Source organism: Paenibacillus sp. RC84 (assembly GCF_041260495.1).
Classification (GTDB): Bacteria; Bacillota; Bacilli; order Paenibacillales; family NBRC-103111; genus Paenibacillus_F.
In genome coordinates this window covers 122395-149081 of sequence record NZ_JBGBYL010000006.1, presented here as the reverse complement: position 1 = coordinate 149081, position 26687 = coordinate 122395, and the positions used below count along the sequence as shown (strand labels likewise).

General features: G+C 47.9%; 23 protein-coding genes. 5 read left to right on the top strand and 18 right to left on the bottom strand.

Going from position 1 to position 26687, the window contains the following annotated elements; all coding sequences use genetic code 11:
• Window positions 1-37 precede the first annotated feature (37 nt).
• The 7 genes from ABH899_RS15350 to ABH899_RS15320 all read right to left on the bottom strand — a co-directional run bounded on the left by ABH899_RS15350 (window position 38) and on the right by ABH899_RS15320 (window position 8588).
• Window positions 38-772 (bottom strand): SDR family NAD(P)-dependent oxidoreductase, encoded by a 735-nt coding sequence (locus ABH899_RS15350; RefSeq protein WP_369997721.1) that lies wholly within the window; start codon window positions 770-772, stop codon window positions 38-40.
• 12 nt (window positions 773-784) lie between these two features.
• Window positions 785-1534, bottom strand: coding sequence for an SDR family NAD(P)-dependent oxidoreductase (locus tag ABH899_RS15345; protein ID WP_369997718.1), 750 nt, complete (start codon window positions 1532-1534; stop codon window positions 785-787).
• A 43-nt stretch (window positions 1535-1577) separates the two neighbouring features.
• Complete coding sequence (locus ABH899_RS15340; protein ID WP_369997715.1) at window positions 1578-2843, bottom strand: MFS transporter; 1266 nt, start codon at window positions 2841-2843, stop codon at window positions 1578-1580.
• Window positions 2844-3213: 370 nt separating this feature from the next.
• Entirely contained in the window at window positions 3214-5313 is a 2100-nt protein-coding gene (locus tag ABH899_RS15335) for a cytoplasmic protein (protein WP_369998234.1), read from the bottom strand.
• Window positions 5314-5737: 424 nt separating this feature from the next.
• On the bottom strand, window positions 5738-6820 hold the full coding sequence (locus ABH899_RS15330; RefSeq protein ID WP_369997712.1) for an ankyrin repeat domain-containing protein: 1083 nt from the start codon (window positions 6818-6820) through the stop codon (window positions 5738-5740).
• Window positions 6821-7099: 279 nt separating this feature from the next.
• Window positions 7100-7864, bottom strand: coding sequence for an SDR family oxidoreductase (locus ABH899_RS15325; RefSeq protein WP_369997709.1), 765 nt, complete (start codon window positions 7862-7864; stop codon window positions 7100-7102).
• Between the two features lie 145 nt (window positions 7865-8009).
• Window positions 8010-8588 (bottom strand): TetR/AcrR family transcriptional regulator, encoded by a 579-nt coding sequence (locus ABH899_RS15320; RefSeq protein ID WP_369997706.1) that lies wholly within the window; start codon window positions 8586-8588, stop codon window positions 8010-8012.
• Between the two features lie 281 nt (window positions 8589-8869).
• Here ABH899_RS15320 and ABH899_RS15315 point away from each other — a divergent pair, with 281 nt between their 5' ends.
• A complete protein-coding gene (locus tag ABH899_RS15315; RefSeq protein WP_369997703.1) occupies window positions 8870-10072 on the top strand; it encodes an MFS transporter in 1203 nt (400 codons plus the stop codon).
• 124 nt (window positions 10073-10196) lie between these two features.
• Here ABH899_RS15315 and ABH899_RS15310 read toward each other — a convergent pair whose 3' ends face one another.
• The 4 genes from ABH899_RS15310 to ABH899_RS15295 all read right to left on the bottom strand — a co-directional run bounded on the left by ABH899_RS15310 (window position 10197) and on the right by ABH899_RS15295 (window position 14278).
• The gene (locus ABH899_RS15310; RefSeq protein ID WP_369997700.1) at window positions 10197-11285 is read right to left on the bottom strand and encodes a low temperature requirement protein A; all 1089 of its coding nucleotides are present in this window, start codon (window positions 11283-11285) and stop codon (window positions 10197-10199) included.
• Window positions 11286-11291: 6 nt separating this feature from the next.
• Window positions 11292-11807, bottom strand: coding sequence for a hypothetical protein (locus tag ABH899_RS15305; RefSeq protein ID WP_009675817.1), 516 nt, complete (start codon window positions 11805-11807; stop codon window positions 11292-11294).
• A 30-nt stretch (window positions 11808-11837) separates the two neighbouring features.
• Window positions 11838-12584 (bottom strand): hypothetical protein, encoded by a 747-nt coding sequence (locus ABH899_RS15300; RefSeq protein WP_369997697.1) that lies wholly within the window; start codon window positions 12582-12584, stop codon window positions 11838-11840.
• A gap of 206 nt (window positions 12585-12790) precedes the next feature.
• Window positions 12791-14278, bottom strand: a complete 1488-nt coding sequence (locus ABH899_RS15295; RefSeq protein ID WP_369997694.1) for a malate:quinone oxidoreductase — start codon at window positions 14276-14278, stop codon at window positions 12791-12793.
• A gap of 701 nt (window positions 14279-14979) precedes the next feature.
• Between ABH899_RS15295 and ABH899_RS15290 the strand changes: the two genes are divergently transcribed.
• Window positions 14980-15354, top strand: coding sequence for a hypothetical protein (locus tag ABH899_RS15290; RefSeq protein ID WP_369997692.1), 375 nt, complete (start codon window positions 14980-14982; stop codon window positions 15352-15354).
• 104 nt (window positions 15355-15458) lie between these two features.
• Entirely contained in the window at window positions 15459-15881 is a 423-nt protein-coding gene (locus ABH899_RS15285) for a DUF4259 domain-containing protein (RefSeq protein ID WP_369997689.1), read from the top strand.
• Between the two features lie 110 nt (window positions 15882-15991).
• Here the strand turns inward: ABH899_RS15285 and ABH899_RS15280 are convergent, their stop codons facing one another.
• The 7 genes from ABH899_RS15280 to ABH899_RS15250 all read right to left on the bottom strand — a co-directional run bounded on the left by ABH899_RS15280 (window position 15992) and on the right by ABH899_RS15250 (window position 24859).
• Window positions 15992-16606, bottom strand: coding sequence for a hypothetical protein (locus tag ABH899_RS15280; protein ID WP_369997687.1), 615 nt, complete (start codon window positions 16604-16606; stop codon window positions 15992-15994).
• Window positions 16607-16903: 297 nt separating this feature from the next.
• Window positions 16904-18613, bottom strand: coding sequence for an ABC transporter permease (locus ABH899_RS15275; RefSeq protein WP_369997685.1), 1710 nt, complete (start codon window positions 18611-18613; stop codon window positions 16904-16906).
• 17 nt (window positions 18614-18630) lie between these two features.
• A complete protein-coding gene (locus tag ABH899_RS15270) occupies window positions 18631-19638 on the bottom strand; it encodes an ABC transporter ATP-binding protein (protein WP_369998232.1) in 1008 nt (335 codons plus the stop codon).
• An 81-nt stretch (window positions 19639-19719) separates the two neighbouring features.
• On the bottom strand, window positions 19720-20811 hold the full coding sequence (locus tag ABH899_RS15265; RefSeq protein WP_369997682.1) for an extracellular solute-binding protein: 1092 nt from the start codon (window positions 20809-20811) through the stop codon (window positions 19720-19722).
• Between the two features lie 103 nt (window positions 20812-20914).
• A complete protein-coding gene (locus ABH899_RS15260; RefSeq protein ID WP_369997680.1) occupies window positions 20915-21733 on the bottom strand; it encodes an MBL fold metallo-hydrolase in 819 nt (272 codons plus the stop codon).
• Between the two features lie 20 nt (window positions 21734-21753).
• Window positions 21754-22902, bottom strand: a complete 1149-nt coding sequence (locus tag ABH899_RS15255; RefSeq protein ID WP_369997678.1) for a GntR family transcriptional regulator — start codon at window positions 22900-22902, stop codon at window positions 21754-21756.
• Window positions 22903-23305: 403 nt separating this feature from the next.
• Window positions 23306-24859, bottom strand: a complete 1554-nt coding sequence (locus tag ABH899_RS15250; protein WP_369997675.1) for an SAM-dependent methyltransferase — start codon at window positions 24857-24859, stop codon at window positions 23306-23308.
• A gap of 243 nt (window positions 24860-25102) precedes the next feature.
• Between ABH899_RS15250 and ABH899_RS15245 the strand changes: the two genes are divergently transcribed.
• Both ABH899_RS15245 and ABH899_RS15240 read left to right on the top strand, forming a co-directional pair.
• Window positions 25103-25741 carry a pentapeptide repeat-containing protein gene (locus tag ABH899_RS15245; RefSeq protein WP_369997672.1) on the top strand — a complete coding sequence of 213 codons (639 nt, stop codon included), beginning with the start codon at window positions 25103-25105 and terminating at the stop codon, window positions 25739-25741.
• 71 nt (window positions 25742-25812) lie between these two features.
• The gene (locus tag ABH899_RS15240) at window positions 25813-26634 is read left to right on the top strand and encodes a MerR family transcriptional regulator (RefSeq protein ID WP_369997670.1); all 822 of its coding nucleotides are present in this window, start codon (window positions 25813-25815) and stop codon (window positions 26632-26634) included.
• Window positions 26635-26687 lie beyond the last annotated feature (53 nt).

Sequence of the window (26687 nt, the reverse complement as noted above, 5' to 3'; positions counted from 1 at the left end):
CCCTAATGAAAATTAAGGACTGTCATAATCTTACACGCTATTGAGCCGAGTATCCACCATCAATCACTAACTCGGAACCTGTAATGTACGAAGAAGCGTCGGAGGCCAGGAACAGAGCCGCCTTGGCGATGTCGTCCGGCTGTCCCAGACGCTGCAGAGGCGTCATCTGAATCAAGCGGCCCAGCAGGTCCTTCGACGTGCTTAGAGCTTGAGTCATCGGAGTTTCGATGATCCCCGGGAACAGAGCGTTCACGCGGATGCCTTGACGGCCGAATGCCGCGGCAGCCGCTTTGGACAGAGCGCGTACCGCACCCTTGGATGCGGAGTAGTGGTTGAAGCCTTGTCCGATCAGAGCCGTATAAGAAGAAATGTTTACGATGGCGCCTTGCTTCTGTTCAGCCATGTACGGAGTAACATGCTTCATACCGGCAAACGGACCGAAGCCGTTAATGGAAAGCATTTTCTGCCAATCCTGCGCGTCGATTTCTTGGAAAGGTTTTTCCGAAGAGATGCCCGCGTTGTTCACGAGGATGTCGATTTTGCCGAAGCGGTCGTTTACTTCTTTCGCAAGCGCCGCCCAGTCTTCATCGGAAGCCACGTTCAATTTCATCCCGTGTACATTCTGCTTCCGGCTGGCTCTCTCAAGCGCCTCCTCATTGATATCCGCTGCGATAACGATGGCGCCTTCCTGTGCGAAAAGATCTACCATACGTTCGCCGATACCGGAAGCTCCGCCGGTAATGATCGCTACTTTGTTATCCAATTGTCCCACTTTGCATGACTCCTAACGTAGTTTGATTGAACCGCCGTCCACCATAATGGTTTGGCCGGTAATATAATTCGAGTCGTCGCTTGCCAGGAATAGGGCGACACGGCCGATATCCTGCTCCGGATCGCCGAGACGGCGAAGCGGAATACGCTCGATCATCGCATCGTACAGGTGCGGGGCGCTCTCACGCCATTGCTCCACGCCCGGCGTCAGTGCGATCGGCGAGATCAGGTTAACGTTGATGCCGTCCGGCCCCCATTCGTTCGCGGCAACGCGGGAAATGGCGCGAATCGCTTCCTTGGCGGCCGCGTACGAGGTTTGCGTCACTTGTCCGTCAAGACCCGCGCCCGAAGCGAAGTTGATGACCTTGCCCTTCGTTTTTTTCAACTCAGGGTAGGCTGCCTGCATGAAATGAAACGTCGGGTAGAAGCCGGTTCCGAAAGATAGATCCAATAGTTCCTGCGTCGTCTCTACGAAAGAAGCCTGTCTGGAAGCATGCGCATTATTCACGAGAATGTCCAGCTTGCCGAATTTTGTGACCACTTCTTCCACAATTGCATTGGCGTTTTCTTTGACGGAAATATCCTTGATAAACAGGCATCCTTCCGTGTATTGATTGACTTCCGCAAGGGTTTCTTGCCCCTTCTGCTCGTTCACGTCGACAATGGCGACATGTGCGCCTTCTTTAGCCATCGCAAGCGCAATACCGCGGCCGATTCCCGAAGCGCTGCCTGTGATGACGGCGACTTTGCCTTGTAATTTCATGTGTAGGTCCCTCATTTCTCCGGATGATGAATTCACTGGCTGATTAATTCCACAAGCCCGCCTGCTCCAGTTTCTTCTTCCCGCCAAAAGCAATGCTTATGCAAACGATGTTAAGGATCAGCATGATGCCGATGGCATACAAAACAGGAGTATAGCTTCCCGTAAAATCGAACACAAACCCGTAAGCAGGCAGAGCGATGATCGAAGAGATCGCGAGGCCCAGGGAGGCATTGGAATAAATCTGGCTGTACTCCTTGTTCCCGAACAAGCTTGATGTAAGAGCCGGTCCCAATGTTCCGATAGAGGCAGAGACGAGACCGAAGAGTCCCACAGCCAGCGAGATGACAAGCGTGCTGGACGCCGCGAATAACAACAGCCCGATGGCCAGCACGCCCAGAATCATGGCCAGCATCGCGGTATTCCTGGTGCCGATTTTATCGCTGGCAAATCCGATGACCAGGGAGCCGATCAGCACGCCGATCATGTTGGTCGCCATCACATTACCCGCGAAGGATACATCGAATCCTTTGTTCATCAGATACGATGGAATGTGTACCGAGAAGCTTGCCACCGACGTGATCAGGAAGAAAAACGTAAGCAGTGCATAAAAGGCCGACGATTTTTTGGCGGCAGCCAGCGTCACTCCTTTGTTTTCCGCCCCTGCGTCTGCACCGGCGCTCGTGTTACCCGCGGCTTCCGCTCCGTAAGGAAGCGTTTTCTTTTCGAGAGGTGACTTCCTTATCAGTAAGAGCACAATGGGAACAACGATAACGATGACCGCAATCCCGACGATGATATAGGAGGTCCTCCAGCCCTGGTTAGCGATCAGATTGCCGACAATCGGCTGGGAAATGGCGCCGATTGCTCCGCCCGCGGCTCCCATGATTCCGAGCGCCAGTCCCTTACTCTTTTTAAACCATTGGTTAATTAATACCGGGCCTGCTATAACGGTAATAAAGACTCCGCCAACCGCGAGCGGAACAGCAAGGATGTACCAGCCCCATACCGAATTCATTAAACCGAACATGGCAAATGCTCCGGCCTGCAAAATGATTGCGGCACTCAAAATGAGCCGGGTATCGTACTTCGCCAATAATTTCCCGCCAATCGGCAAAAAAAACATGGTAATAATAGCGGAGACGCTGAAATATAAAGACAAGCTCCCCATTCCGACTCCGAGATCATTGGAAACTTGCTTTAAGAATAGACCGGCGGAGTTATTTAAACTGCCTTTCCCCAAGCCGACCATCATACAAAGCCCCAGCAAAATCCACCAAGCATAGTGAATTTTCCTCTTGTTTTGGCTCATAAAATTTCTTCGCTCCCCGTTTCTAATATCCGTTCCAACATAAGATGATGGTGCATTATGCCATTCTCACAAATGGCGAAGCCTATCATGCCGTTCATTCTCCCGATGCTCGCCAGACTCCTTTCCTGGAGGAACAATCATGATATATGCGCGATATAATATTTAGATATCGAAATATTATATGTCTAAATAGTAACAAAATATTTTCCCGCCTGCAACGGAGAACAATGGAAAAGTTCATTAAAAATTCAAGATAACGCAAAAAGAGGAGCGCTTGCTCCCCTTTTACATCCCTGATTATAAGGCTAATAAGCTAAGTCTACCCTTATTCTAATCCATCATGCGGCTTCCCCGGCGTTAGCGCTCCGACTCAAATATATTCCGCCATTATCTGCTCGATATCGTATGGAGTGACCCCGCTATCCACCGAAAATAGTGCCTCTGCCTGGTCCGCAGTATCCACTGCTTCCCCTCTTGCTTTCGCATGGAGGGTGAATAAATCGTACAGATCCGGCTTCCGCAAAGTTGTCATGGCTTTGCCTATCAACACCATTCCCTTCTGATTTCCCTCCACATTGTTAAAGTAGTGAGGATCTCTCGTTAGGGACAGATCCGTCCAGATGACCGCACGTTCCACCAAATCCAGGATGACGGGAATGGCAATCCGCGTATCGGCGGTGACATCGATTTTGTTGACCACCGTCGAAGGCTCGAATATTTCCCCGGACCCGGGTTTCTTGCGCATCATCCAGCCTGCGAAGCACTCCGGCAGATCGCAATACGGCTGTTCCGTAAAGGAATGAAGGGAAACCACAATATAACGCCCGCCGTAATCAACGATGGAAGGAATGTGCAGATCAATGAATTCGCAGGCTCCTTGGGGAGCCGACACGATATCTCCGCTGTGGACGGCTTGGTACTTGGAGGATCGCAGATTCGTGTAAGAAATATGCTCCACGTACTGCCAGTCACGGTCATACATGACTGCCGACAAGTCAATATCCACCCGGCCCGTAGGCTTACCGTCAACGGTTCCTTCTTTCCACCAACTGAAGAAACGGATCGTGTCCCCCTCCGTCATCGGCACACGGCTTCCCCGTACAAGCGTACGCAGCGCTTTGCTTGCGGATCGTTGGGAAAACGGGACATGATAGTCCTTCAAACGTTTATCGACATGGGTCTTCCCCAAGGGAGGCAGATCGGAAAATCGCTGAATAAGCGTTTTTTCGCACACTTCAACGATGGCCTGGCATGCCGTTTCGTTGATTTCCGGGAGCGTATGGGGAATCGCAAACGCTTTGGCCGCATTGCCTTTCGGGAAGAAGACGCGCAGCTCGGGACGCTCATGGCGGCGGGCAAAATGATTCTTCACCTGCAGCAGCACGGGCGTCGATACCTGATCGGCCACTTCGCCGAATGCCAGCACGACATACTCCGTGTGTTCGGTGGACCGCAGCAATTGATCGAGCCTTCTTGCAAATTCACCCGGACGCTGCGTCAGCAGATCGATCAAAGTCCATACCTGCCCATACCGGAAGGCAAGTTCCACGCTCCCGCCGAAGGTCGCAAAGGGCTTGTTATTGCGTAAAACTTCGAAAGCCTCCTGACAACGCGTAAAACGGTTCTTATACTCGGAAGGATGCAGGATTTCTCCCAGCCGGATCCAGCGATCCTTGTATCTCAGCATATCTTCCGTAATGGAGTGACAGCGTTCCAGCAATCCTAGCAGCAGCCGTCTCTCGCTGCGCTTAAATTTGCGGAAACGTGCGGGTTCGGCGAGACTGACATCGCCATCCGACCAGGCCGCGGCCAGACGAAGGATATCCGTTGCGGTTTTAAAGTATCGCCCGACCCGCTCCAAGCCGGCTTTGTCATGCTTTAATAAGGAAGCCGCCACGAAGGCCGCATTCTCCTTGAACGGGATCTCGGACGGAAGAATCGCGTCCAGTTCATCCGGGTCCGCGCACTCTATAGCCGCGTCAATATCTTCCTTGTCCGTCACGGAGATGGATGTCTTGGCTTGAATCAGCCGGCTTATCATGACATGAAACTCCGCTTTGCTGCCAAGATCAATTACTTTCAGGTCTGCCTCATCCCGCAGCGGAAATCTTTCCGTTGTCTCATACTCAGGCAAATCCAGCGTTAGATAATGATAAACGGCGTTCAAATAAAGCTCCGCATCGTGCCCTTCCATCACCTGCGCCGGAAAGCCGGGATACATCGGCTTATACTCCACATGGGCGCCGACCAGCCGTTTCAGATCGCCGATCAGCTCACGATAGAACGCTTCAAATTGCTCCTTGGATAAGGTGCACACGGCGCGCATCAAACGATGGGAGAAGGTAAATCCAAGAGATTCGATATTTTTCACGGCAGCAGCCAGATAAGCCTTAGAAAGACACTCCGCGCCTTCACCCTGCTCCACAATCACTTTGCCCGCTCTGCGTAAATAGATGTTGTTTATGTTCATAAAAAGAGTCCAGGAAAGCCACATCCCTACTGTCATTGGAAGAATCCTTAGAAGGAAGGAATATGATAGCCTGGACGCCTCCTCTCGCGATAGAAATCCTTCAGGAAAGCTGCGACCCTAATTCGCCCAATGAAGTAGAAGGAAGGATCGCAATAGCCTGAAGTTCAAGGTTCACAGTCCGTGACTCCGAACCTTTGATGAATCCATCATCCCATACTTCCCGGCATGCCAACAGGGCGAAAGTATTACGACTTGGAAAAGATAAACAACACAAGCTTTGTTCGGATATAAAAAAAAGCGACGTCCGCAGGACGCGGCAGTCGCTTGATTGGTGAGGTTTTCGGCGGATAATGTCCGCGATCAGGGCACAAAATAGCTCCCTACATACACATGCTCCGCTGCAGGTGGTGCCAATAGCGGTCCATTATTGCAGCTCTCCCTCAAGAAATTTGATGAGGTATATTTCAGGCTGCGCGAGGAATTCTGTAAAGCCGCACAAATCCGCATACTCCTGGTGCTCCACGTCGTAACAGCCGATAGAGCCTTTTTTCTTCGGATTCCACACAAGCTGCAGATCCGAGTAGTTGTCGATGTCGGCCGACAGACGCAACAGCTTTTGCCGGCCGGCTTTCATTTCAATCGTATCGGTCAAGGTGAAAAAGTCGATATACCCGATGTCATAGTCATTTGGCGCCAGCTCCAGGCGCAGCTTGTCTCCGGTAAGAAAGGTGACCAGTTCATCGGTCAGCTTATACTTTGCCAGCTCAAATTTCTTGTTCTCTCTATCATGAAGCTCTGCCGGCTCCAGGGATTTCAAATAGTCGGCCAAAGCGGCATTCTTATTTCCGACCGCAATCGTATACGCCCGATCGCCGTCCTTTTCCGTTATCGTAACGTCCGCGCCGCGTTCAATCAAATACTTGACCATCGCCGCATTGCCCATTCGCGTCGCAACGGTTAAAGGAGTCGCTTGATAAGGATAGACCTGGTCCGGCTTATTGTAATTAATGTCCGCCCCATGATCGAGTAAATACGCGAGTGTCTTAAGATCATGGTCCGACACGGCCTGGCGCAATACGGCGCTGCCGTGCTTCTTTATATCCAATCCCAGCTCATGGAGGAGCGGAATATTGTTTTTGTTTCCATAATAGGCCTGAGAATATGCACCTGACTTGATAGGATTGAGCTTGTCCGGTTTAGCGCCTTGCCCTGCAATGTAGCGGACGATGTCTTCCTTGCAATAGCGGACAGCCCGCAGAAAGGCCGGATTACGAGGGACATTCAGGTTGACGCCGTTCTCAACCAGCAGCTTTACAACGTCCAGTCTCTCCGATATAAGCGCCAAGTCGAGCGGACTCAGCGTGGTATACTTGCTCAGTTCGATGCCCTCTTCGATATCCCAGCCTGCCGCAATGGCCTCCCGCAAAGCCGGGATATTTCCTTGGTAAATGTGCAGCGCGATTTCCGGCAGCTTCTCGAATTTCCCGATATCTTTCAGTTGAATCATCCGTTACCCTCCTACCCAAAGTCTTATGTTAAATATAGAAAAGTACTTGGCAAAAAACAACGGGACTCTGCCAGGGGCACGGTTGCGGCCATTAGTCCGGGAAACGAGAGGCTTATCCGTTGGAATCGCCTGCTGCGTACGCCTTTAGCGCCGAGGGCAGCCCTTATAGCTGCCGGAAAACCGACTACGAAGCGTACGAGCAGCTGCTCGAGCTCGGCGGACCCGCTGTCCCCTTTATCCGGGAGCAGCTGAAAGGCGAGCTTAACCGGGATACTTTACTTACAGGTGCGATCCGCCGCTTGCGTCGATCAACTGGCCGGTTACCCAGCGGCTGTCCGGCGAAGCGAGAAAAGCGGCAACATCCGCTATGTCGTCGGGTTCTCCCCATCTGTCGAAGACGGAAAGGCCGGCCGCATTTTTTTGCCCGTTCGGATCTTGCAGCGTTCCCGCATTCATCTCCGTGTTAATGATGCCCGGCTGAATGGCGTTTACCGTAATCTTGCGGCTCCCCAACTGTTTGGCCAGAAGAAGGGTAAAGGTGTCGATAGCCCCCTTCGACAGGCTGTAGGTAAACACACTTGGAGAGGCTACGCGCGTTACGAAGGAAGAAACGTTAATAATGCGCCCGTTGTCTTTCATACGCGGCAAAGCATGCTGGGTAACAAAAAGCGGAGCTTTGACGTTAATCTTCATCACTTCGTCAAAAGACTCTTCCGTCGTCTCTTCCAGGCCGAGAATTTGCCCGATCCCGGCATTATTGACCAGAATATCGAACCCGCTGCCGCCCGTATGTTCCCGGATCGCCTTATCCAGCGCCGCAAATAAGTGCTCAATGCCGCCGAGAGTGCTCAGATCGGCACCGATCGCGCACGCATTCCCTCCGCTTTGGCCGATCTGCTGAACCACCGCCTCCGCTTCGTTTCGTCTTTGTCCATAGTGCACGGCGACGAACGCGCCCTCTTGGGCCAGACGCAGTGCGATGCCGCGGCCGATTCCCCTGCTTGCTCCGGTTACCAAAGCGACTTTACCTTCTAATTTCCTCATGCTCTCATCTCCTTGTCCGAATTCAAGAAGAATATAGCACAGGATAAATTTTGAAATGTTGCTCTTATATTCGGTCCAAAGGGATAGCCGCATGCCGGTCTATGGATCGACGAGCGTGCCGGGCGAAATTCCGCGATAATACGACTCAGGTAGAACGGATTCCTTCAAATGCGTTCATTACTAAATGCTGCACATAGTGTTCGTCCAGCTTGTCCCCTGTCACAAGCAGACGATAGAAGATCGGCCCGTAAATGAGATCAATACATATGTCAATATCGAGCCCTATTTTCAATTCCCCCAGTCGAATCCCCTTCTCCAAAAGACTCCTTGCCTCAAGTCGGCGGGGACGGAAAAATCGAGTCCGGTAGGCCTCCGCCAATGCTGAATCAAACTGTCCTTCGCCTAATAACTCTGTAATAATGGTCCCCTCCCGACTTGTCAGAAACCGGGTTAAATTCGTGGCGTGAATGACAATATCATTCGTTGCCGAGCCTGTATCAGGCACGGGCAATCTGGCCGTGGCGGCATACAGGAAACCGTCCATTACCACGGCCGCTTTGTTAGGCCACCATTTATAAATCGTGGCCTTGCTGACTTGGGCACGATCGGCAATTTTATCAACCGTGACGGCTTGAAAGCCATTTTCCAACAGCAACTCATAAGATGCGGAAAGGATAGACTTCTGCGCTTCTACATTACGCGGCCTGCCTCTTTTGCCATTCATCGTAACCGTCTCCTTTCGTTCATACCCATCGTAACCATTAAAAAACTATACGTTCAGTATACCGATTACGAACAAAAAATAAAATTGAAATCAGCTATTTACAAAACTAAACGTTCGGTATATTATTTTGATATTAATTATTAAACTGTACGTACAGTATTTAAAATCCGATAGAGGGAGGACCTATCAGGAAGAGAAATCCGCACGGAATCGATATTGTTTCGAACCAATGAAGTTACTGGCTGTAGAGCATGATATTTCGATATAAGGAGCTGCCTAAAATGACTGCTTTAAAAAAACAAACAATCGAAAAAAATATCCCGGCATGGTTAATCCTACTGCTGGCTGCCGCATGCGGGATCATTGCAGCCAATCTTTACTATGCGCAGCCTTTGGTTGGGGAAATCAGTTCTTCAATCGGGCTGTCCGCAAACAGTTCCGGCTTTATCGTGACGTTAACGCAGTTTGGTTATGTAGTCGGCTTGTTATTTGTCGTGCCTATGGGGGATATCGTTGAAAATCGAAGGTTGGTTGTCGGATCTTTACTTCTCACAGGGGCTGCTCTTGCAATCGCGGCCGTGTCGAAGCAAGCTGTGCCATTCTTAGCGGCTTCGTTTGTAATCGGTTTAGGGTCTGTCGCCGCGCAAGTACTCGTGCCTTTCGCATCATACCTTGCATCCGAATCTTCACGCGGCCGCGTTGTCGGCAATGTCATGAGCGGTTTGTTGCTTGGAATCATGCTTTCGCGTCCTGTGTCGAGCCTGGTAGCGGACTTCTTTGGCTGGCATGCCGTATTCGCTTTGTCTGCCATAGCTGTTATTATTCTGGCTATCGTACTGTCAAAGGTGCTGCCTGTAAGAAAACCTTCGACGAACACATCCTATATAGCTCTGCTCGGTTCGATGTGGCACTTGCTGCGAACAACCCCGATCTTACGCCGCCGGGCTGCCTATCATGCATGTGTGTTTGCGACTTTCAGCTTATTTTGGACAACAGCACCGTTGTTGTTATCCGGCCCGCTTTTTCATTTTTCCCAGAAAGCCATTGCGGTGTTCGCGCTTGCCGCCGTCGCGGGTGCAATAGCTGCTCCCGTGGCCGGTCGGTTGGCCGACCGCGGCTGGACTAAACCCGCAACAGGGATCGCACTCGCTGCGGTCGTCATCTCTATGTTGCTGCCGCTTATAATCCGTACGGGTTCATCCGTTGGAGTAGCTGTTCTCGTCGTTTCAGCCCTATTATTGGACGCCGGCGTATCCGCAAATCTTGTGCTTGGACAACGCGCGCTCTTCTCGCTGAGTCCGGAAATTCGCAGTCGGCTGAATGGGCTTTTTATGGCTATTTTCTTTTTTGGCGGTGCCATCGGATCCGCAATCGGGGGGTGGATATACGCCACGGGGGGCTGGAGTGCCGCGTTATGGATCGGAATAGCTTTTCCCGTCGCTGCCCTGCTTTATTTTGCCACTGAAAAGAAACAGGTTCTATGAGCAGCCTTCATTAAATGCAGTCGGGAGAGCCTGGATGCACTACACGCGCAAGAAAGTTGACCTCCGCTGTAAAAACAAAACCATCCCGCGAATTTAACTATTCCGGGATGGTTTACCTTTTTGATCAAGTTGTCAGTTTCGCATACGCGATAAAGAAGACCATAATCTCCCCGACGATTACATAATTAGATACATGATAAATCAAGTCAAATGCCATGCAGCAGCCCAATATTCCCAATAATACGGCCAAATGACAGGGCCTCAAACGCAGATGTTTGGGTCTGTACAGATGGAAAACCAAAGAGGTGGAGAAAAAATAAAGAAGAACGGACCCGAATACAAAAACCAGCATGAATGCATAATTTAGCTTCTCTTGGTATAACAACTGGATGGCAGCGGCGATCATGCTCATGGATAAGTAAATGAATAAGTGTCCGTAAATAATCGTTTGGCCGGCCGTTTGTATTTCCTTGCTCACTTTGGTTTCAACATTATCGAAGTACTGCCACCATATGGCGATCACTAACGCGCTTGTAAACGCGACAAACAAAACGGATGACAGATCCCAGCTGCCGAACTGGAGCACGGCCAGAATACTGACCACGGATTCGCCTAATAGAATGAGCGTAAATAAGGCAAACCGTTCCAATAAGTGAGGGGTATGTATAGGTGTTTTTACCAGGTGTTTTCGCCCGATTAGGGGAAGTACAATATCGACGGCAATTCCCATATACAGAACGGCATACCGGATCCACGAGTCAAAGAAGAGCGAACAAGCGGATATCAATATTCCGATCACAAAGTGGGTCCCCAAATAAGAAGCGGTCGATTGTTGATGAGCGGCTTTGGACTTATGCACCAACAGATATTGAATGGCGGTCAGTGCTCTCGAACCTATATATCCTATAAAAAAGGGAATATAGTATTGATCAAAATCAGGAGATAAGCTCGCTGTCATAATTAAAATAAAAAAGAGCTGGAGGATGCTTAATATTCTATGTATAAAGATATCTTGACCGAATCTGTTTACAAAGAGGGTTTGTCCTACCCATCCCCACCAGATCGGGATAAAAATCAGTACAAATTTAACTAAATACTCAATGGGAATGACTCCGTGATCTGCATGCAATAAGACATGAGTGGCTTTTGAGACTGCCGCGACAAAAAGAAGATCATAAAAAAGCTCCAACCAGGTGACTTTTTTCTCAACCATACCTTTTTAAATCCCCCTATTTTCATTCATACGCAGCAAGATATACTCGATTTCTTCTAAGGGCATTTTCAATTCTTGGCTGACTTCATAAAGTCCCCTGTCCTGTGCAAGAAGCTCCCGCGCTTTATTGATCTTTCCATGGAGCCAGTTGTTCTCCAGCATCCAACTCTTCACATGGGCCAAGAAGCGATTCTGAGTGTCCTTATCCGCATGCTTCTTGTATTTAGCAACAGACTCCGACAGATAGTTATAGAAATAAATACCCAAAGCCTCACGCTGCTCGTTTTTAGACATTCGCAGATACTGCTCATAAATCAGGCTGATGTCTAATCCCAGAAAGTTATCTCCGCTATCAAAACGTCTGAATGTCCTTCGTTCATAACTTTCGGGTAAAACACGAAATACAACAACGATGGCATACGGAAATTCCCATGTTTTCGCCGCTTCTTCTAACGGCAACAGTTCATCTCTCAATTGACTCACACACGTTCCATGTGTATCTAAATAAAAAGATAGTTCCATTCCTAGCTCCTTTGCTGCGGATTACAAATTTCATTTATTTTCCGGATACGGTTCGCAACCTTTCGACACGAGCCACTGCTCTATAGCGGCGAACGCCTGTATTTCCTCCTGTTCATACATGACGGCCACCTCTTGCTTATTGGCGTAATTAAATCTCACATAACCGCCCAGAGTCTGATAGAAGAGGTAACAAGAATAGTCGGTTTCAATGGACAGATCCGGCGAAAAAGCCGCTCGGCACATTCCGGCCAGATCCGGCAGCGAAAGCTGATCCTGACCCGGCGGCAGCCGCAAAAAGAGATGGTCCCGGGACCCCGTCCACGGTTCGTAATAAACGGCTCCCTCCCGGCCGCATCCGTACACCTGACGATAGATTTCGTCCAGCACCGAAGCGTACGTCGCTTCATCTTCCCGCTCCCGCGCCTGGAGGGGAATCGCCGTCACTTGTTCCGCGTGACGAGGCAGCCAGAGCAGCTGAGCCGTCCGGGGATGCACCGCCAGAAAATCGCCGTCCACCGTCGTGCCTATAGCGACGCACTCTCCGATCTGCCGCTCGGTAATCGGGCTGTCCGCGTCATGCTCCCATAACCCGTACTCGGCAAAAGGCTTAAGCACCTCCGGGTCCGGCAGCTGCACATTCATCCACCCTCTATAGGTTCCTTCGCCGAAGGACCGCAAAAACCGGAGATAGCCCGGTGGAAAAGAAACGGCCTCTGCTTTCGCAAGCGCTTGGTTGTTGCCGTCAGACAGCGGCTTTGGCCGAGATACCAGATACATGCGTCTTCCCCCCTGTGTCATAGTCATAACTTTTCAATTTAGATTCAATGCAGTCTGGCTCCATTATACTATATATGGGAATCGATTCTATCCTCCCCCTTACGTATACGACTTGAAAAGGCCCGTCCGTCCGATTCCTATTTCTCCTGCCGCAAATGCAAAAAAACCTTCGATCCAAGAACGGATCAAAGGTTCCTTATAAGTAATCAGCTATAAACCAGTTCTTTTTCGACCAGACCAAGCGTCTGAGCCGTTGACGTGAGAATTTCTTGGAAAAGCTCGGGATTGTTCAAGAGTGACAAGCCGTAAGAAGGGATCATTTCTTTGATTTTCGGTTCCCACTCTTTCATATGCTGCGGGAAGCATCTTGCCAAGATCTCCAGCATCACGTGAACGGCAGTAGAAGCCCCCGGAGAAGCGCCGAGCAGCGCGGCAATCGAGCCGTCAGCGGCCGTAATAACTTCCGTACCGAATTGAAGGGTGCCTTTGCCGCCGGCTTCCGTATCCTTGATCACCTGCACACGCTGGCCCGCTACGACGATATCCCAGTCTTCGCCTTTGGCGTTCGGGATAAACTCCCGCAATTCTTCCACGCGCTTTTCATTCGATAACAGGACCTGCTGGATCAGGTATTTGGTCAAGGACATCTCTTTGACGCCGGCCGCTAACATCGTCAAGACATTATCCGGTTTGACCGACGTGATTAAGTCAAACATGGAACCCGTTTTTAAGAACTTGGGCGAGAAGCCGGCAAAAGGTCCGAACAGCAGCGATTTTTTGTTGTCGATATAGCGTGTATCCAGATGCGGAACCGACATAGGCGGAGCTCCGACTTTGGCTTTGCCGTATACTTTGGCATGGTGCTGTTCGATCACTTCCGGATTGTTGCATACCATAAAGAGCCCGCTTACCGGGAATCCGCCAATATGTTTTCCTTCGGGAATACCGGACTTTTGCAGCAAATGCAGACTTCCGCCGCCGCCGCCGATAAAGACGAATTTCGCCGTATGGCGTTCGACGCTGCCGTTATCAAGGTTGCGCACCTTCAATTCCCACGATCCGTCGGCGGCACGTTTAATATTGTCCACGCTATGTTTGTAATGCATCTCGACATTCTGGGTCTGCAGGTAGTCAAAAAGCATGCGCGTTAAAGCGCCAAAGTTGACGTCCGTCCCAGAGTCGATTTTTGTAGCCGCGATCGGTTCACTCGAGGTACGGCCTTCCATGATGAGCGGAATCCATTCCTTCAATTTCTCCGGATCATCGGAAAATTCCATTCCTTGGAACAAGGGGTTATTAGACATCGCTTCAAACCGTTTTTTCAAAAACGTTACATTTTCTTGCCCCTGCACCATACTCATATGAGGGATCGGCATAATAAAGTCCTGCGGATTGCGAATCAGTTGGCTGTTTACAAGATAAGACCAGAACTGTCTGGAAAGCTGAAACTGTTCGTTAATTTGTATCGCTTTGCTGATATCTACAGACCCGTCCGGTTTTTCGGAAGTATAGTTAAGCTCGCACAAGGCAGAATGCCCCGTACCCGCATTGTTCCATTCGTTAGAGCTTTCTTCTCCGGCCTTTGCGAGTTTTTCGAACACTTTGATTTCCCATTCCGGCACTAGCTCTTTCAGTAACGATCCCAAAGTCGCGCTCATGACCCCGGCACCGATTAAGATAACGTCTGTTTTCATGACAACCTTCCTTATCCTCTATATTTATAAAAAAAGAGCAGGCACGCCTGCTTAGATAGTAAAAAAAAGCAAGGCCCCACCTAGGAACAAACCGTCTCTGTCTCCACTATAACCCTATCTACTCTATTATAATTATTTTTACACTAAAATATCTACCATTAAGTACTTCCAAAAGCCATAAAAACAAAAAAAACCAAGTCCTTAACTCAGTTTATGCAGAATTAAGGAGTTTGGTTGCTGTTTTTTGTGAATTCTTCTAGTTTCCGCTGTAGTTTAGGGCAGGAATTAGCGTAACAGTTCTATCAGAAAAATAGGAGATGAATATTTAAACACCGTCGATATCAACAGTCAGACCCGGATCCAAATATTGAGGCGCGGAACGTTTGGCCGGTGAATCCCGTTTCACCGCCGAGCGCAGAATCTTAATTTTAGAACACCAAAGAGAAGGTAAAAGCACAGTAAAAAGGGGTTGCCGGCTACCGGCAGACCGTCTCCGGATGAACATTTGTATCGATTTGCGGCGAGGTCTCCAGGCGCCCATACTAGTAACTGTTAAGCCATATTTTGCGTTTGCAATCGTTTTAACATGAATTGTATAAAATATTTAAAAAATATAGACTTATTTTCTTGATTAAATTAATCTTATTATACAGGATCATTTTTCCATTTTTGAATAAGGAAAGGAAGCGAGGTGTCTGCCATTGACTGCTCTTATTGTGATCCTTGTCCTTTTCTCACTAATTACGGCGTCCGTTACGATTACCATCGTGGTTCGGATGCTGCGGGCCCACAACAAACAACGCTTGCAAAGCAAGACCATTCTTACGGAGGGGACTTCCGCGCAAGCGGTTATCAACTCGATCCGGCAAACCAACGTAACAGTTGACGATCAGCCGGAAGTACTGCTCGATCTGACTGTCACCAAGCAGGACGGCAAGGTGGTCCACACCTTGGTAAAAACCGTCATTCAGATCGTAAATGTTCCCGCTTTTCAAAAAGGCAACGTTGTTGAAGTGAAGTATATGACGATAGACAATGAGCAAAAATTCGAGGTAGTAGGTACCTATATGCCTTAGAGCAGGAATTGCATGCTGGCCTCGCCTGGGCTTTGTCACTGAGCGTCATGCGCCTAAAGCTGAGAAGACTGGCAGAAAACAGTTAACGAAAGGTGAGATAAACGATGGGATCTTGGGGTACGGCATCGCTGGAAAGTGACGAAGGACTGGACATTCTTCATGCGTTAACGGAATATACAACGGAGCGTAAATCGGTCAAGTTAAAAGAGCTGATCACTCATTTCAGGGAGATCGGATTACTTTCAGAGGATCCGGAAGAGGAGGATTTCCTTTACGATAATACGGCCATTGCTCTGGCTGAAATCGTATGCGCCTATATCGAAAACGGAAAGACGAAATATGAGCAGTTGAACGATCTAAACGAGATTGTCTGGGAAGCAGAGGATCTGCGCGAGTTGAAGCAATTGGTTCAGCAGGTGCTGGATAACAAAGGCGGAGATCGCGAGCTGTATGAGCTGAGAGATGGAGATTCCGACTGGATTCAACATATGGAACATGTGATTCGTATTTTGTCGGAGCGGCTATAAACGCTGGAAAATAGAAGCCGGAGGCCGCCGCTCGAAGCGACCTCCGGCACCCTGTTAAAGCCGCATAACGCGGCTTTTTTACGTAGAGCCGTAAGGGAAGAGATACTCTGCTACTTGCCCTTCATAACAAGCTCATATTTCTTAAAAATCCAAGAATCCGCCATGTCATTCATCGCATTTGTACTTATGCGAACAGGCGGTTTTTGCTCTTGCAATGCATCTGCTGCACGGGCCGAAAAACGAAGCGGCTTTGTGATTTTTTTCATGTCGTTCGCTATTTCATCAAAAAATGCATAAGTTAACGGCTGATGTTCCCGGATATCCTCGTATATATAATATTTTCCTTTTTCATCTTCTAAATTAATTTGAAAGCCTTTGGGAAGGGACAGCATGACATACGGTAATTCATCTTCTGCCCACTGTCCGTGATAGGGAAAGCTGATCCCTTCATTTCTTACAAAGAATCCGGAGCTTTCATTGCCCGCGGCAAAAGAAATAGAGTATACGAAGAAAGGGTAGTAATTCGGCTTTTCTTGTGCTGTAAAATACTGATAAAACGTTTTATAAGCCTCGACCACCTGATGTTGATCATGTTTTGTCCGGGCATGATTAGTAAGATGAAATTGTGCATGTTTTGGTTCAAAGAGCTTCAAGACACTTTTAAATTCTTCCGGCGTTATGAAGAATTTAAGTTTATAAAATCCGCTGTGTTTCAATTTGTCCATTTATCTCACCGCCAAATATAGACTTATGGTACATGATAAGGTCCGAAGTTTAGCAATCATCCCCTCCAGAAGGTCTGTTATGTATTCCACATGTTTAACGTGTTCTCCTGGCTTCCCCGCAACACTATTTTGCGCTGTTATTTATGGTTCCCGGTTGTTCTAGCAACATATTTAAAATAGAACCCCTTGCTAAGGCAGGGGTTCTATTTCATGATTAAAACTTTGGCCTATGTCTTTACTTGAACCTTGTCAGGCTCTTGACGATAACTATACTTGGTCTTCTTATCATGAAGCCTTTCACGCCTTACTTTTCCTTCCATAAACAAAGTATAACGTAACAGCGGACATGATCATCAATATGACGGAATATACCAAGGTTAACGCTTTCGTGTCAGCCAAAGCTTGTGCATCCGTACTGTTCTTAATGACGATACCAAGAGGCTGATACAAAGGATGATAGAGGAATACGGTAAGATCGTAATCCGCCAAAATACCATTGAAATTCAAAGCAAGAATGGCTAGCGTTGACGGGAGTATAATGGGTAACAACACTTTAGTGAATGTATAAAAAGACTTGGCGCCCAAATTTTTCGCCGCATCCTCAAGGTTACTGTCCAGACTGAAGAAGGACGCTTTTACCATCCGGAGAGTGAATGGTATGTGCACGATGACATAGGCAATAAATAGCATCCAGACCGATCCCACTAATATCGAATTCCCGATAATCAATCTCGGCGTGTTAAAAGTTACGATGAGCCCGATTGCGATTAATGTCGACGGCAGCATCCACGGGATCAGAAGCGCATACTCCAGGGCCATCGTCCACTTGTTCTTGAACTTATGCAAAATCCGCGAGGCCGCCAAAGCCAGGGCCACAACGGTTACCGATGCTGCAGCGGCATACACAATGCTTACAAGGTAAGGCTTGAACGCGGACATGTTGGAGAACACGTTCTTATAATTGCTTAAGGAGAAGCTGTGAAAACTCAGCGTTGCCGTAGATATGCTGTGTGCATCCGTAAACGAAAAGACAATAATAAGAACGACCGGAATGATATAAAGGAGAAACAGGAAGTACGCCAGAATATGGGCGGCAATATTTCCGAACTTATTGTTGATCTTTTGCTTAACCAGTTCCGATTTCACTTTGGAAACGGACATGAAGTTGCCTTTTCGTTCAAATCTGATCATAAGGGTCAGCAGAATTAAAGTAGCCAGGCCGAGAATGAGCGCCAGCAGCGCAGCTAGATCTTTGGAAGACGCACTGTTCGAGAAGGTTAGGATCATCGGTGTGATCGTTTGAAACTCTACTCCGCCTAAGATCAGAGGAGCGGACGTTGCAGCGAGGCCCGTCAGAAAGATCAGAATGGTCAGCGCAAACATCGTAGGCTTCAAGACCGGAAGGACAACCCTCCACAGGATATAAAAGGTGGATGCCCCCATATTTCTTGCCGCTTCTACGGTTTGAAAATCAATTTTACGAACAGCATTGCTTAGAAATAGGACGTGGTTGGAAGTGCAGGCGAACGTCATTACGAATAGAACGGCCCAGTAGCCGTGAAACCATGTCGTATCAAAAGAAGGAAACAGATTGACCAGCAGCTTGGTCATGAAACCCGTTTCACCGTATACGAATTTATAACCGGACACTAATACAACACCGCTATAGATAAGAGTTGTAAAGTAGCCCAGCCTTAAAATTTTCGCACCCTTGATATCAAAATACTCCGAGATCAGAACCAAAGTGACGCCAACAATGTTTACCGTAAAAACAAGGGATACGGCCAGAATAAAACTGTTATACAAGCTTCTCATCGCACGTTCGGATGACATAAGCTTCTCCGCCGCCTCGAACGAAAATTTACCGCCCTTAAAAAAGATTTCATAATAGGTATTCAGGTTAGGATAAATCAGAAAGGCTATGACAAACCAGGCTATCAGAGCGTAAAAAACGAATGCGGTCGGATTGATGGATGCCAGCCTTTTTTTAATTTTGTCTGCGTTCAACACACTTCCTCCTTCCCTTAGTACTGCAAAATATCGCGGACACGGATATAAATATCGATATCGTCGCCGACTTTATTGGGAGCAAACCCGCTTTCTTTCTCGATGGTCTTTATGAGTCCCCCTCCGGCAACCTCTATTAAATATTTGCTGTACAGCCCATAAAACTCCTGATCTACAATTTTGCCTTTTATTTGTACGGCATCTGTACTCGGCAGGGGCAGTAAGCTCACTTTTTCGTTGCGGATATAGGCTATTTTGTTGGCGTCGATGCAATCCTTCAACCGGCTATTTTGGATAATCAACGGGTCGATCCTATTGATATCGCCTATAAAATTACACACAAATTCCGTTTTGGACTGATTGTATACTTCTTGAGGACTGCCGACTTGCTCGACGATTCCATTATTGAAGACTGCGATGCGATCAGACAATGTTAACGCTTCTTCTTGATCGTGAGTGACATAAATCGTTGTGATCCCGAACTTCTTCTGAAGATTTTTCAACTCATTTCGCAATTGCACCCTTAGCTTGGCGTCCAAATTGGATAAAGGCTCATCCAGCGCCAGAATACTCGGTTTTAGGACCAGCGCTCTGGCAATAGCTACGCGCTGCTGCTGACCGCCGGACAATTCCGACACTTTCTTAAAAAGCTGGTCCTCCTTCAGATCCACCTTCTGCGCAATGTCCCTCACTTCCCGGTCTATATCGGCCTTCGAAGCCTTCTTGACACGCATGCCAAAAGCGAGATTGTCATAAACATTCATCGTCGGAAACAGGGCATAACTCTGGAACACCATGCTGATCTCTCTTTTTTCAATAGGCACATGGGTAATATCTCTGCCGTTCAGCATAATTTGTCCGCTCGTAGGTTTAATAAATCCGACCAGGCTGCGCAGAATCGTTGTTTTCCCACACCCCGACGGACCGAGAAAGGTAAAAAATTCCCCTTCTTTTATTTGCAGATTGAGGTTTTTGATGGCGTGGAAATGACCGAATTTAATTTGAATTTCATTAAATGTTATCATAGTTACCCCTATCCTTATGTTCTTAAAGAATAACTGCATATTGGCCTCCCAATATGCAGTCTGTCGTTCATCTCGCTTTGTTTATTTCATGATCTGTAATTCAATTTTCTCTACCCATTTTCCAATGTTGCCGGCAATAAAGCCCCAGTCCATAGGCTGCGCTTTTAAATTGGCATATAAGGCCTTCACGGACTCATTAGCCTTTGCGGCAGCTTGGGTATTCGCAGGCATGGAATTGAATTTAGAGGCAAATTCCCCTTGGACTTCAGCGGTCCCTATCCACTCGACGAACCGTTCTGCCGTTGCTTTCTTCTTCGTACCGTTAATAATAGCCGCATGCTCCACAATCATAGGCACGCCGATTTGCGGACTTACGATGCTTGCTTTCACTTTATACTGTTCTTCCTTCTTGCTCAGTGTGCCGGAAACCACTGCTCCAAGCGGCGTTTTTCCGCTTGCCAAATTGGCGTAGAAATCTTCCCCTTCTACCGCTCTTACCCCGTTGTCAAACAATTGCTTAACTTCATTCCAGCCTTCCTTGGAAATGCCGAGTTCACCGTTGGGATCCTGATATCGGGTCAGAATTCCCGCGACTACGAGCTGCGGCGTAATTTGTCCAAGCAGGGTAGGGGCTTCATATTTGCCCTTAAACGCTGGATTTTTGTAGAGCTCCGTCCAATCCTTCGGTGCGGTTTCGGCTGTAAATTTACTCGGATTGTAGCTAAGCAGAATAGCCTGCTTCACTAGACCGTGATAAAAGCCGTCCGGGTCGTTTAAGCCCGGCTCTACATCTCCGGCCCATTTCGGAACATACTTGGACAGGACATTTTCTTTCTTCAAATTTTCATAAAGCATGTTGTTTAAGCCGAACACAACGTCTGCAATCGGATTGTTCTTCTCGGCAATCAACCGGCTGGTTAAGTTGGCACCGCCTGCGCCGACAAGCTCAATCTCAAAACCGGCGCTTTTCGCTTTCTCGACTAACCATTCACCGCGGCCATCGGAATTCGCATTTGTATAAACAATCAGCTTATCATTCTTAACCGGTGCAGATGCGGACGGCGTATTGTTCGAGGGTGTAGTCCCATCCGCATTGTTATTGGTGCCACCGCAAGCCGTTACCGCCAGACATAGGATCGTTAGCAAAGATGCACTTACCATTTTTTTAAACATTCTTTTTCACACTCCCTATTCATGTAGGTGGATTTTTTATAAAACCATGGTAATTCGCAACGGAGCAGGACTTGAAGGAATCCTTTGTTCCGCCTCTGTATGGCTAGATGTGAAAGATCATTCCGTCATGGGCCACCACGATCCCCGCGGGTTTGAATATGTCTTCAAATTCATCGTGAAGCAGTTTGGAATTATGGCTAAAGTGCGTGACGATGATGTGCCCTTCCTCTTTTAAAATATGTTCATTCCGAAACTCACGCTGAGCCTCCAGCACCGTCTCGATGCACATATGATTGCGATCACGAGATTTCCCGGTGTACCCGTGCGTGCAGTCGAGTATGGCACCATCCAGGTTTCTTCCCTTTAACCACGCCCATGTCGCTTCCGGAAACCAGCCCGAATCATGTCCGTACAGCAGGCTTTTGCCTCCCTTTTCGATTACGTACAACAAGCATGTTTCCATCCTGTCATGGTCCGCCAGCAGGGGTGTAACCCTTGCATCGCCTACCGTTATCGTCTCAAATGGACGAAGGAGATGAAATGCAAACCGCTCTCCCTCAAATCGGCCGATGGCAGCACGCGTATGATGCATCACGGCATCGTTTCCGTAAATATGCAGCGGATACGGAAGGTCATGAGCAATTCCCGCTCTTCGGCATTCCAAATCATAAGCGTTATAATGATCCGAGTGCGTATGGGTGACGAGCAGGTGCTCGATTGCGCCCAAATCAATGTTGTCGCGAAGCGCCTGCATATAAGAATCGGGACCGTAGTCGAACTTGATTACATCGTCAATGATGGCCGAGCTTCGCGTACGAATATTTTTTTCCCCAAGCTCTCGTGCTTTGAGGCAGTACTCACAGCGGCAAAATGCATTCGGAAAGCCCTCTGCGGCTGCGGTTCCCAGAAAATGAATTTTCATATAAACTCCTTCGGTCAATCCTAAAGAACGGATTTCCTCTCTACGATCGTCGTTTGAATTTTGATGGTGATCTGTTTCTCAAGAGAATGTTTAACCCTCTTCATAAGAAGATTAAATGCCGATTGGGCAAGCTGCTCCGTATCCTGTCTGACCGTCGTAAGAGCAATCGGAGCTAACGCGGATAATTGGATGTCAGAGAACCCGACAATAGAAAGCTTGTCAGGGACAGGAATCCCCATACGCAAAGCGGTATATAAGGTTGAAACGGCAACATGATCATCCCCGCACATAAGAGCTGTCATCTGCGGATTTTCATGAATAAACCGTTCCTGTTCCGGGTCGCCCTCGTTAATATGACTTGGATTGCAAGGCACGCTTTTAAAGAGAATGGATTGGTTTTTGACAGGAATCGCATGATCAAGCAGCGCCTGGATATAACCCTGATACCGCTCCTCCCTGCTGGTGATATTATCTATCGAGTTCGACGTGTATCCGATTTCCCTGTGTCCCTTCTCGATCAAATACCGGGTCATCTGGTAAGAGCCCAGGTAATGATCGTGATACACGCAATCGATCTGAACCTCACGAAAAATTCGGTCAATAATAACAATTGGAAACTGCTGCAATTTCAACCTCAGCACTTGGTCACTGCATGTCTTGCGTCCCTGGGGAAATAAAATGATGCCGCTTATTCCCCCATCGACAAGCCTCTGCAGGCAGCGATCCTCATCCTCTTTACTCTGGCTGATCTTCAGAATAAGATCGCAATCGTGCTTTCGTGCTTCGATCTCGGCCGCCGCAATAATTCTTGAAGTGTAATCAGATAGATGGGGCACGATGAGAGCTATCTGATTACACTGCTTCTCTTTTATTTCGCTTGGAAGCGCTTTCTTATCTGCCGAGAGCAGTCCGCTTTCAAGCACTCCGTCCTGGTTTCCGGAAAGGAAGGTCCCTCTTCTCGGCAAACGATACACCAGACCCTGCTCAGCCAATTGTTCCAGCGCCAGCTTACTCGTCATCCGGCTTACGCCGAACAGCTTCGCAAGCTCTCCTTCTGAAGGAACGGGATCATGCGGCTGAAGCCTGCGGCTCCGGATAATCTCTATGACCTTATCGGCAATTTGCAGATACAGCAGATTCGGTTTCTTTGACGCCTGTACATTTTTCATTTAAGGTTTTCCCGGGCCAGTGATCTCTCGTGATTGATGGTATATCTGTCGGCATATTTATCCATAGGTGTCGGACTTTCCCCTTCCTAGGTTATTGGTGATCTAAAATGAGCTTACTTAATGTCACTGACATATTCAATGACATACGTATTAAAAATGTGTAAATAAAGCATTTTTCATCAAAATTTCTTGATAGATCGACGATTCCTATATCAATGGAACCAATATTTTCATAATCTAACATCCGCAAAATGGACTCTTATGTATATAGAAAGGGGCTGTCCCCACCCGTCATCTCAGATGACCGGGAGACAACCCCTTTCCGATATAGCCAACTTTGTTTTCCCCAAGTCAGCTATAGCACAAATCGTGTGCCGAACTTTTTTCAACTACTGCTGCTTGATTAGGGTTTATCAAAATGGCTGATCAACGCCAACGCCTCTTCATGGTCAGGCTCAAGTTCTAATAATTTTCGCATGTACCTCAAAGCATCTTCAACTAAATCTAGCTCGAAGCAACAAATGGCCAGACAATAAAACACGGTTGATACGACCTCGTCTTGCTCTTCTTCTACCGAAATTTCCAAATACCGTTTGGAGTGCTCGTACATGTCCATCTCAAACAGGATCAATCCGGCATCGAGCGCCAGATCGTAACGCTGCTCCATGACGTAGTAGGAGGACCACATCAGCTCTATGCCTCTCAACAAATCCTGCTTTTCTTCATCGCTTGCATCCTGTAACAGACTGGAAATCTGCTTCGTGCTCTGAATGAAAAATTCCGCATCATATCCGCCCAAACGCCAAAAGCTTAAGATTTGCTCCAGCCGCATGCTGTCCAGATTGCGATCTACCCACCCCTTCATACTAAAAAATTCATCCGGACCAAAGCGTTCGATGCATCGACGATAAGCCAATCTCATATTGGGATAGTCTATCGGTTTGTCCAAATGGAGGATACAGCCGACATTTATATTTTTATAATGGTGGGGGGGAAATAACGCCTCGGCTCCTCTTTGTTCGAAGAAATGTAGAAGCGCATGGTAGTTGGCCGTTAAAGAAAAACTTCCATGCAAGATCAACTCCGGCGGTTCCGCGAATTTCCAATTTTCCAGTAAGTGATCTCCTTTGTCTGCTGTTATGAGCAGGAACCCCTTCTGAGATAACGAATTCAAACGCTGTAAACAAGTTATTCCCGCGGCAGGAAATAAAATATGCGAGTCTTCCAGCTGTTCCTGATAAATGGAAATGACATCACGGTAAGGATAGGTAGCCTGTTCGTACTCAGGCGCCCGACGATGCTCATAGTGTAAAGTGATTTGATCTAACCATTCCGATGGTTTAAGGGAATCCTGATGTTCGGGATATTCGACGTCAACATCCGCTTCATAAATTTGCCCCTCACTCACATAAATCAACTCTTGTGGAATACCATCGAAAAAGTAATTGGCCACAATGATTACCGGTTGTTTTAAAGCTCCTTCGCTAATGGTTGTACCTGATACAACGAGGTTCAGTACTGTGTCATGGACAGCATCAAATTGCGCAAAATCCAGCAATCCCTCGGTAATAAAAGTTTGTAGAGCCGGATGTTCCTTCCAAGCCATAACGTTGTTCATCGCCAAATCCGTCATGATATAGCGGAACGGAGGAAGCGATATCCCGGCGTAGTCTCTCAACTGACACAACTCATGCAGCACATGGTAAGCAAAACGTCCCGCTCCTGCTCCAAGCTCCACAATCAAAACAGGCTCGGAACCAGCTTCCTTATTCGCCCGGTCTTGAAGAAACCCGAAAATCATTTCCGCATAGGCAGCGGCGATCATCGGATTGCTCGTTATATATTGAGGGACTTGGTCATTGTTCCAAGCCTTCGTTCCCGCTTCTTCATAATATTTTCGCTGGATATTCCATATAGGCGCTTCACTGAAGCGGTAACGTTGTTTATTCTTTGTCATTTATCGATCCTGCTCTCTGAAAGTCATTTAATGATCTCTACCTATAACTTACTTCAATAAGTCCCTTTTTTATACGCATTGCTCTTCTGTTAGAACGGCCGTCCTATGCAATACTCGTGATCAAAACCCTTTATTTTCCCCACATGTTCTCACGGCTTCTCCTTATGTTACTATTAACTGAACTTATAAAAAAGAGATTCTTACGAAGCCGCACTTCACCGGTGAAACGAGGAGGTTGTCAAATTGAGCAAAAAGCAATTCATTGCAAGATGGAACGACGCTCAAATCGCTGAAGCGAACCGGGCATTGGCCGCTGTTACAGGCAAATCAAACCTGCATAAAAAGGAACGCCTCTTCCCTTCCTCCCCTTTCGGGCAGACAGCTGCCGGGTTAGAGGATTTTCGGGGAATCGAATTGACAGAGACGATTCAGTACTTGACCGTACAGGGAGTCGATCTGTCTTATGCCCGTTTCGCGGAAGCTGCAAGTTTAAACACCTCAACATTTACGAATTGCGGCTTTGACATGATAAAACTGGACAGCCGGTATGTGACACGTGAATTCAGCCGCTGCTCGTTTCGGGGAGCCAAGCTGAATAATGCCAGGATCAGCGAACGATTTGAGGATTGCGATTTTACGGGAAGTAATTTAAGCAAAGCCATAGCAAACGACGTATCGTTCGTACGATGCCGGTTTTCCGAGGTTAATTTTCGCGGCGCTATGTTTATGTATTGCCGGTTTGAGGAATGCAGCTTTGAAGGGGCTGTTTTTCATAACGGCTCGTTAGCCGGAAGCCGTTTTACGGGAGAGACCGACTTGCTTCCAATTTGGGGAAATACGATACTGGATGGCGTCAAAGTCAACGGGGAGAGACTGGCTTAGCCTTACTGATCTGCACGATAATCCGAATACCCTATAGAACATTTGAGGATAAGAAAGGAGGCCATTATAGAATGCTAAAGATCAGTGATTTCTCCAAGTTGAGCGGTGTTTCTGTCAAAGCATTAAGATTTTACAATCGTTTAAAACTGCTTGAACCGGCTGCCATAGACCCTGCTAACGGCTATCGGTACTATGCTCAAAAGCAGCTTCTAACCGTTAAGCGCATTACCGCCTTTAAAGAACACGGATTCACGTTGGATCAAATTAAACACTTCCTGGATGAGGACGCAATACCCGACGTAAAACTAAAGTTAGTCGATAAAAAGAAAGAACTCGAGCGTTCCATCCTGGAAGCGCAGCGGCAGTTGAACGAAATCAATAACCGGATTACCCGTGTCGAAGAAGCGGATAACCGCCGGCAGGAAACGCCGATAACCGTTCGTAACGTACAACCTCAACTTATGGCTTCTATTCGTGATATTGTTCCACGTACGCACCTCTGCCTTCTGCTTGACGAGCTCACCCGGTACGTCAATTCCTATGGGGAGGACGAAGGACGAGATTTGACGATTTTATGGCACGATCCTGACAACTCAGATACGGAACAAGCCGATCTTGAGGTTGCCGTACCGTTAACAAAGACTATTCCAAGCAACGGAAGAGTGAACGTCCGCCTTATGCCCGAGTTAAAAGCGGCCGCTTCCCTTGTGCACCTCTGCAATCCTTACGACAACTCTTGCCTTGCCGCCGATCAGTTAGTTTCGTGGATCTCATCTCAAGGCTATGTCCGATCCTCTAAAGAGCCGATCCGTGAAACTTATTTAACTTCGGACAAAGATATTTACGGAAAAATGCGATTGGCTGAACTGCTCATTCCCCTTGAGCTTGGATAAACTCGTGTTGACTCTCCCCTTTACTGGAAGGTGTACAGTAGCACTACACATCA

Excerpts from the sequence above, each read along its gene's own strand:
- ABH899_RS15345 (WP_369997718.1), bottom strand. The coding sequence starts at position 1,534 with ATGAAATTACAAGGCAAAGTCGCCGTCATCACAGGCAGCGCTTCGGGA.
- ABH899_RS15340 (WP_369997715.1), bottom strand. The coding sequence starts at position 2,843 with ATGAGCCAAAACAAGAGGAAAATTCACTATGCTTGGTGGATTTTGCTG.
- ABH899_RS15335 (WP_369998234.1), bottom strand. The coding sequence starts at position 5,313 with ATGAACATAAACAACATCTATTTACGCAGAGCGGGCAAAGTGATTGTG.
- ABH899_RS15330 (WP_369997712.1), bottom strand. The coding sequence starts at position 6,820 with ATGATTCAACTGAAAGATATCGGGAAATTCGAGAAGCTGCCGGAAATC.
- ABH899_RS15325 (WP_369997709.1), bottom strand. The coding sequence starts at position 7,864 with ATGAGGAAATTAGAAGGTAAAGTCGCTTTGGTAACCGGAGCAAGCAGG.
- ABH899_RS15320 (WP_369997706.1), bottom strand. The coding sequence starts at position 8,588 with ATGAATGGCAAAAGAGGCAGGCCGCGTAATGTAGAAGCGCAGAAGTCT.
- ABH899_RS15315 (WP_369997703.1), top strand. The coding sequence starts at position 8,870 with ATGACTGCTTTAAAAAAACAAACAATCGAAAAAAATATCCCGGCATGG.
- ABH899_RS15310 (WP_369997700.1), bottom strand. The coding sequence starts at position 11,285 with ATGGTTGAGAAAAAAGTCACCTGGTTGGAGCTTTTTTATGATCTTCTT.
- ABH899_RS15305 (WP_009675817.1), bottom strand. The coding sequence starts at position 11,807 with ATGGAACTATCTTTTTATTTAGATACACATGGAACGTGTGTGAGTCAA.
- ABH899_RS15300 (WP_369997697.1), bottom strand. The coding sequence starts at position 12,584 with ATGTATCTGGTATCTCGGCCAAAGCCGCTGTCTGACGGCAACAACCAA.
- ABH899_RS15295 (WP_369997694.1), bottom strand. The coding sequence starts at position 14,278 with ATGAAAACAGACGTTATCTTAATCGGTGCCGGGGTCATGAGCGCGACT.
- ABH899_RS15285 (WP_369997689.1), top strand. The coding sequence starts at position 15,459 with ATGGGATCTTGGGGTACGGCATCGCTGGAAAGTGACGAAGGACTGGAC.
- ABH899_RS15280 (WP_369997687.1), bottom strand. The coding sequence starts at position 16,606 with ATGGACAAATTGAAACACAGCGGATTTTATAAACTTAAATTCTTCATA.
- ABH899_RS15270 (WP_369998232.1), bottom strand. The coding sequence starts at position 19,638 with ATGATAACATTTAATGAAATTCAAATTAAATTCGGTCATTTCCACGCC.
- ABH899_RS15265 (WP_369997682.1), bottom strand. The coding sequence starts at position 20,811 with ATGTTTAAAAAAATGGTAAGTGCATCTTTGCTAACGATCCTATGTCTG.
- ABH899_RS15260 (WP_369997680.1), bottom strand. The coding sequence starts at position 21,733 with ATGAAAATTCATTTTCTGGGAACCGCAGCCGCAGAGGGCTTTCCGAAT.
- ABH899_RS15255 (WP_369997678.1), bottom strand. The coding sequence starts at position 22,902 with ATGAAAAATGTACAGGCGTCAAAGAAACCGAATCTGCTGTATCTGCAA.
- ABH899_RS15250 (WP_369997675.1), bottom strand. The coding sequence starts at position 24,859 with ATGACAAAGAATAAACAACGTTACCGCTTCAGTGAAGCGCCTATATGG.
- ABH899_RS15240 (WP_369997670.1), top strand. The coding sequence starts at position 25,813 with ATGCTAAAGATCAGTGATTTCTCCAAGTTGAGCGGTGTTTCTGTCAAA.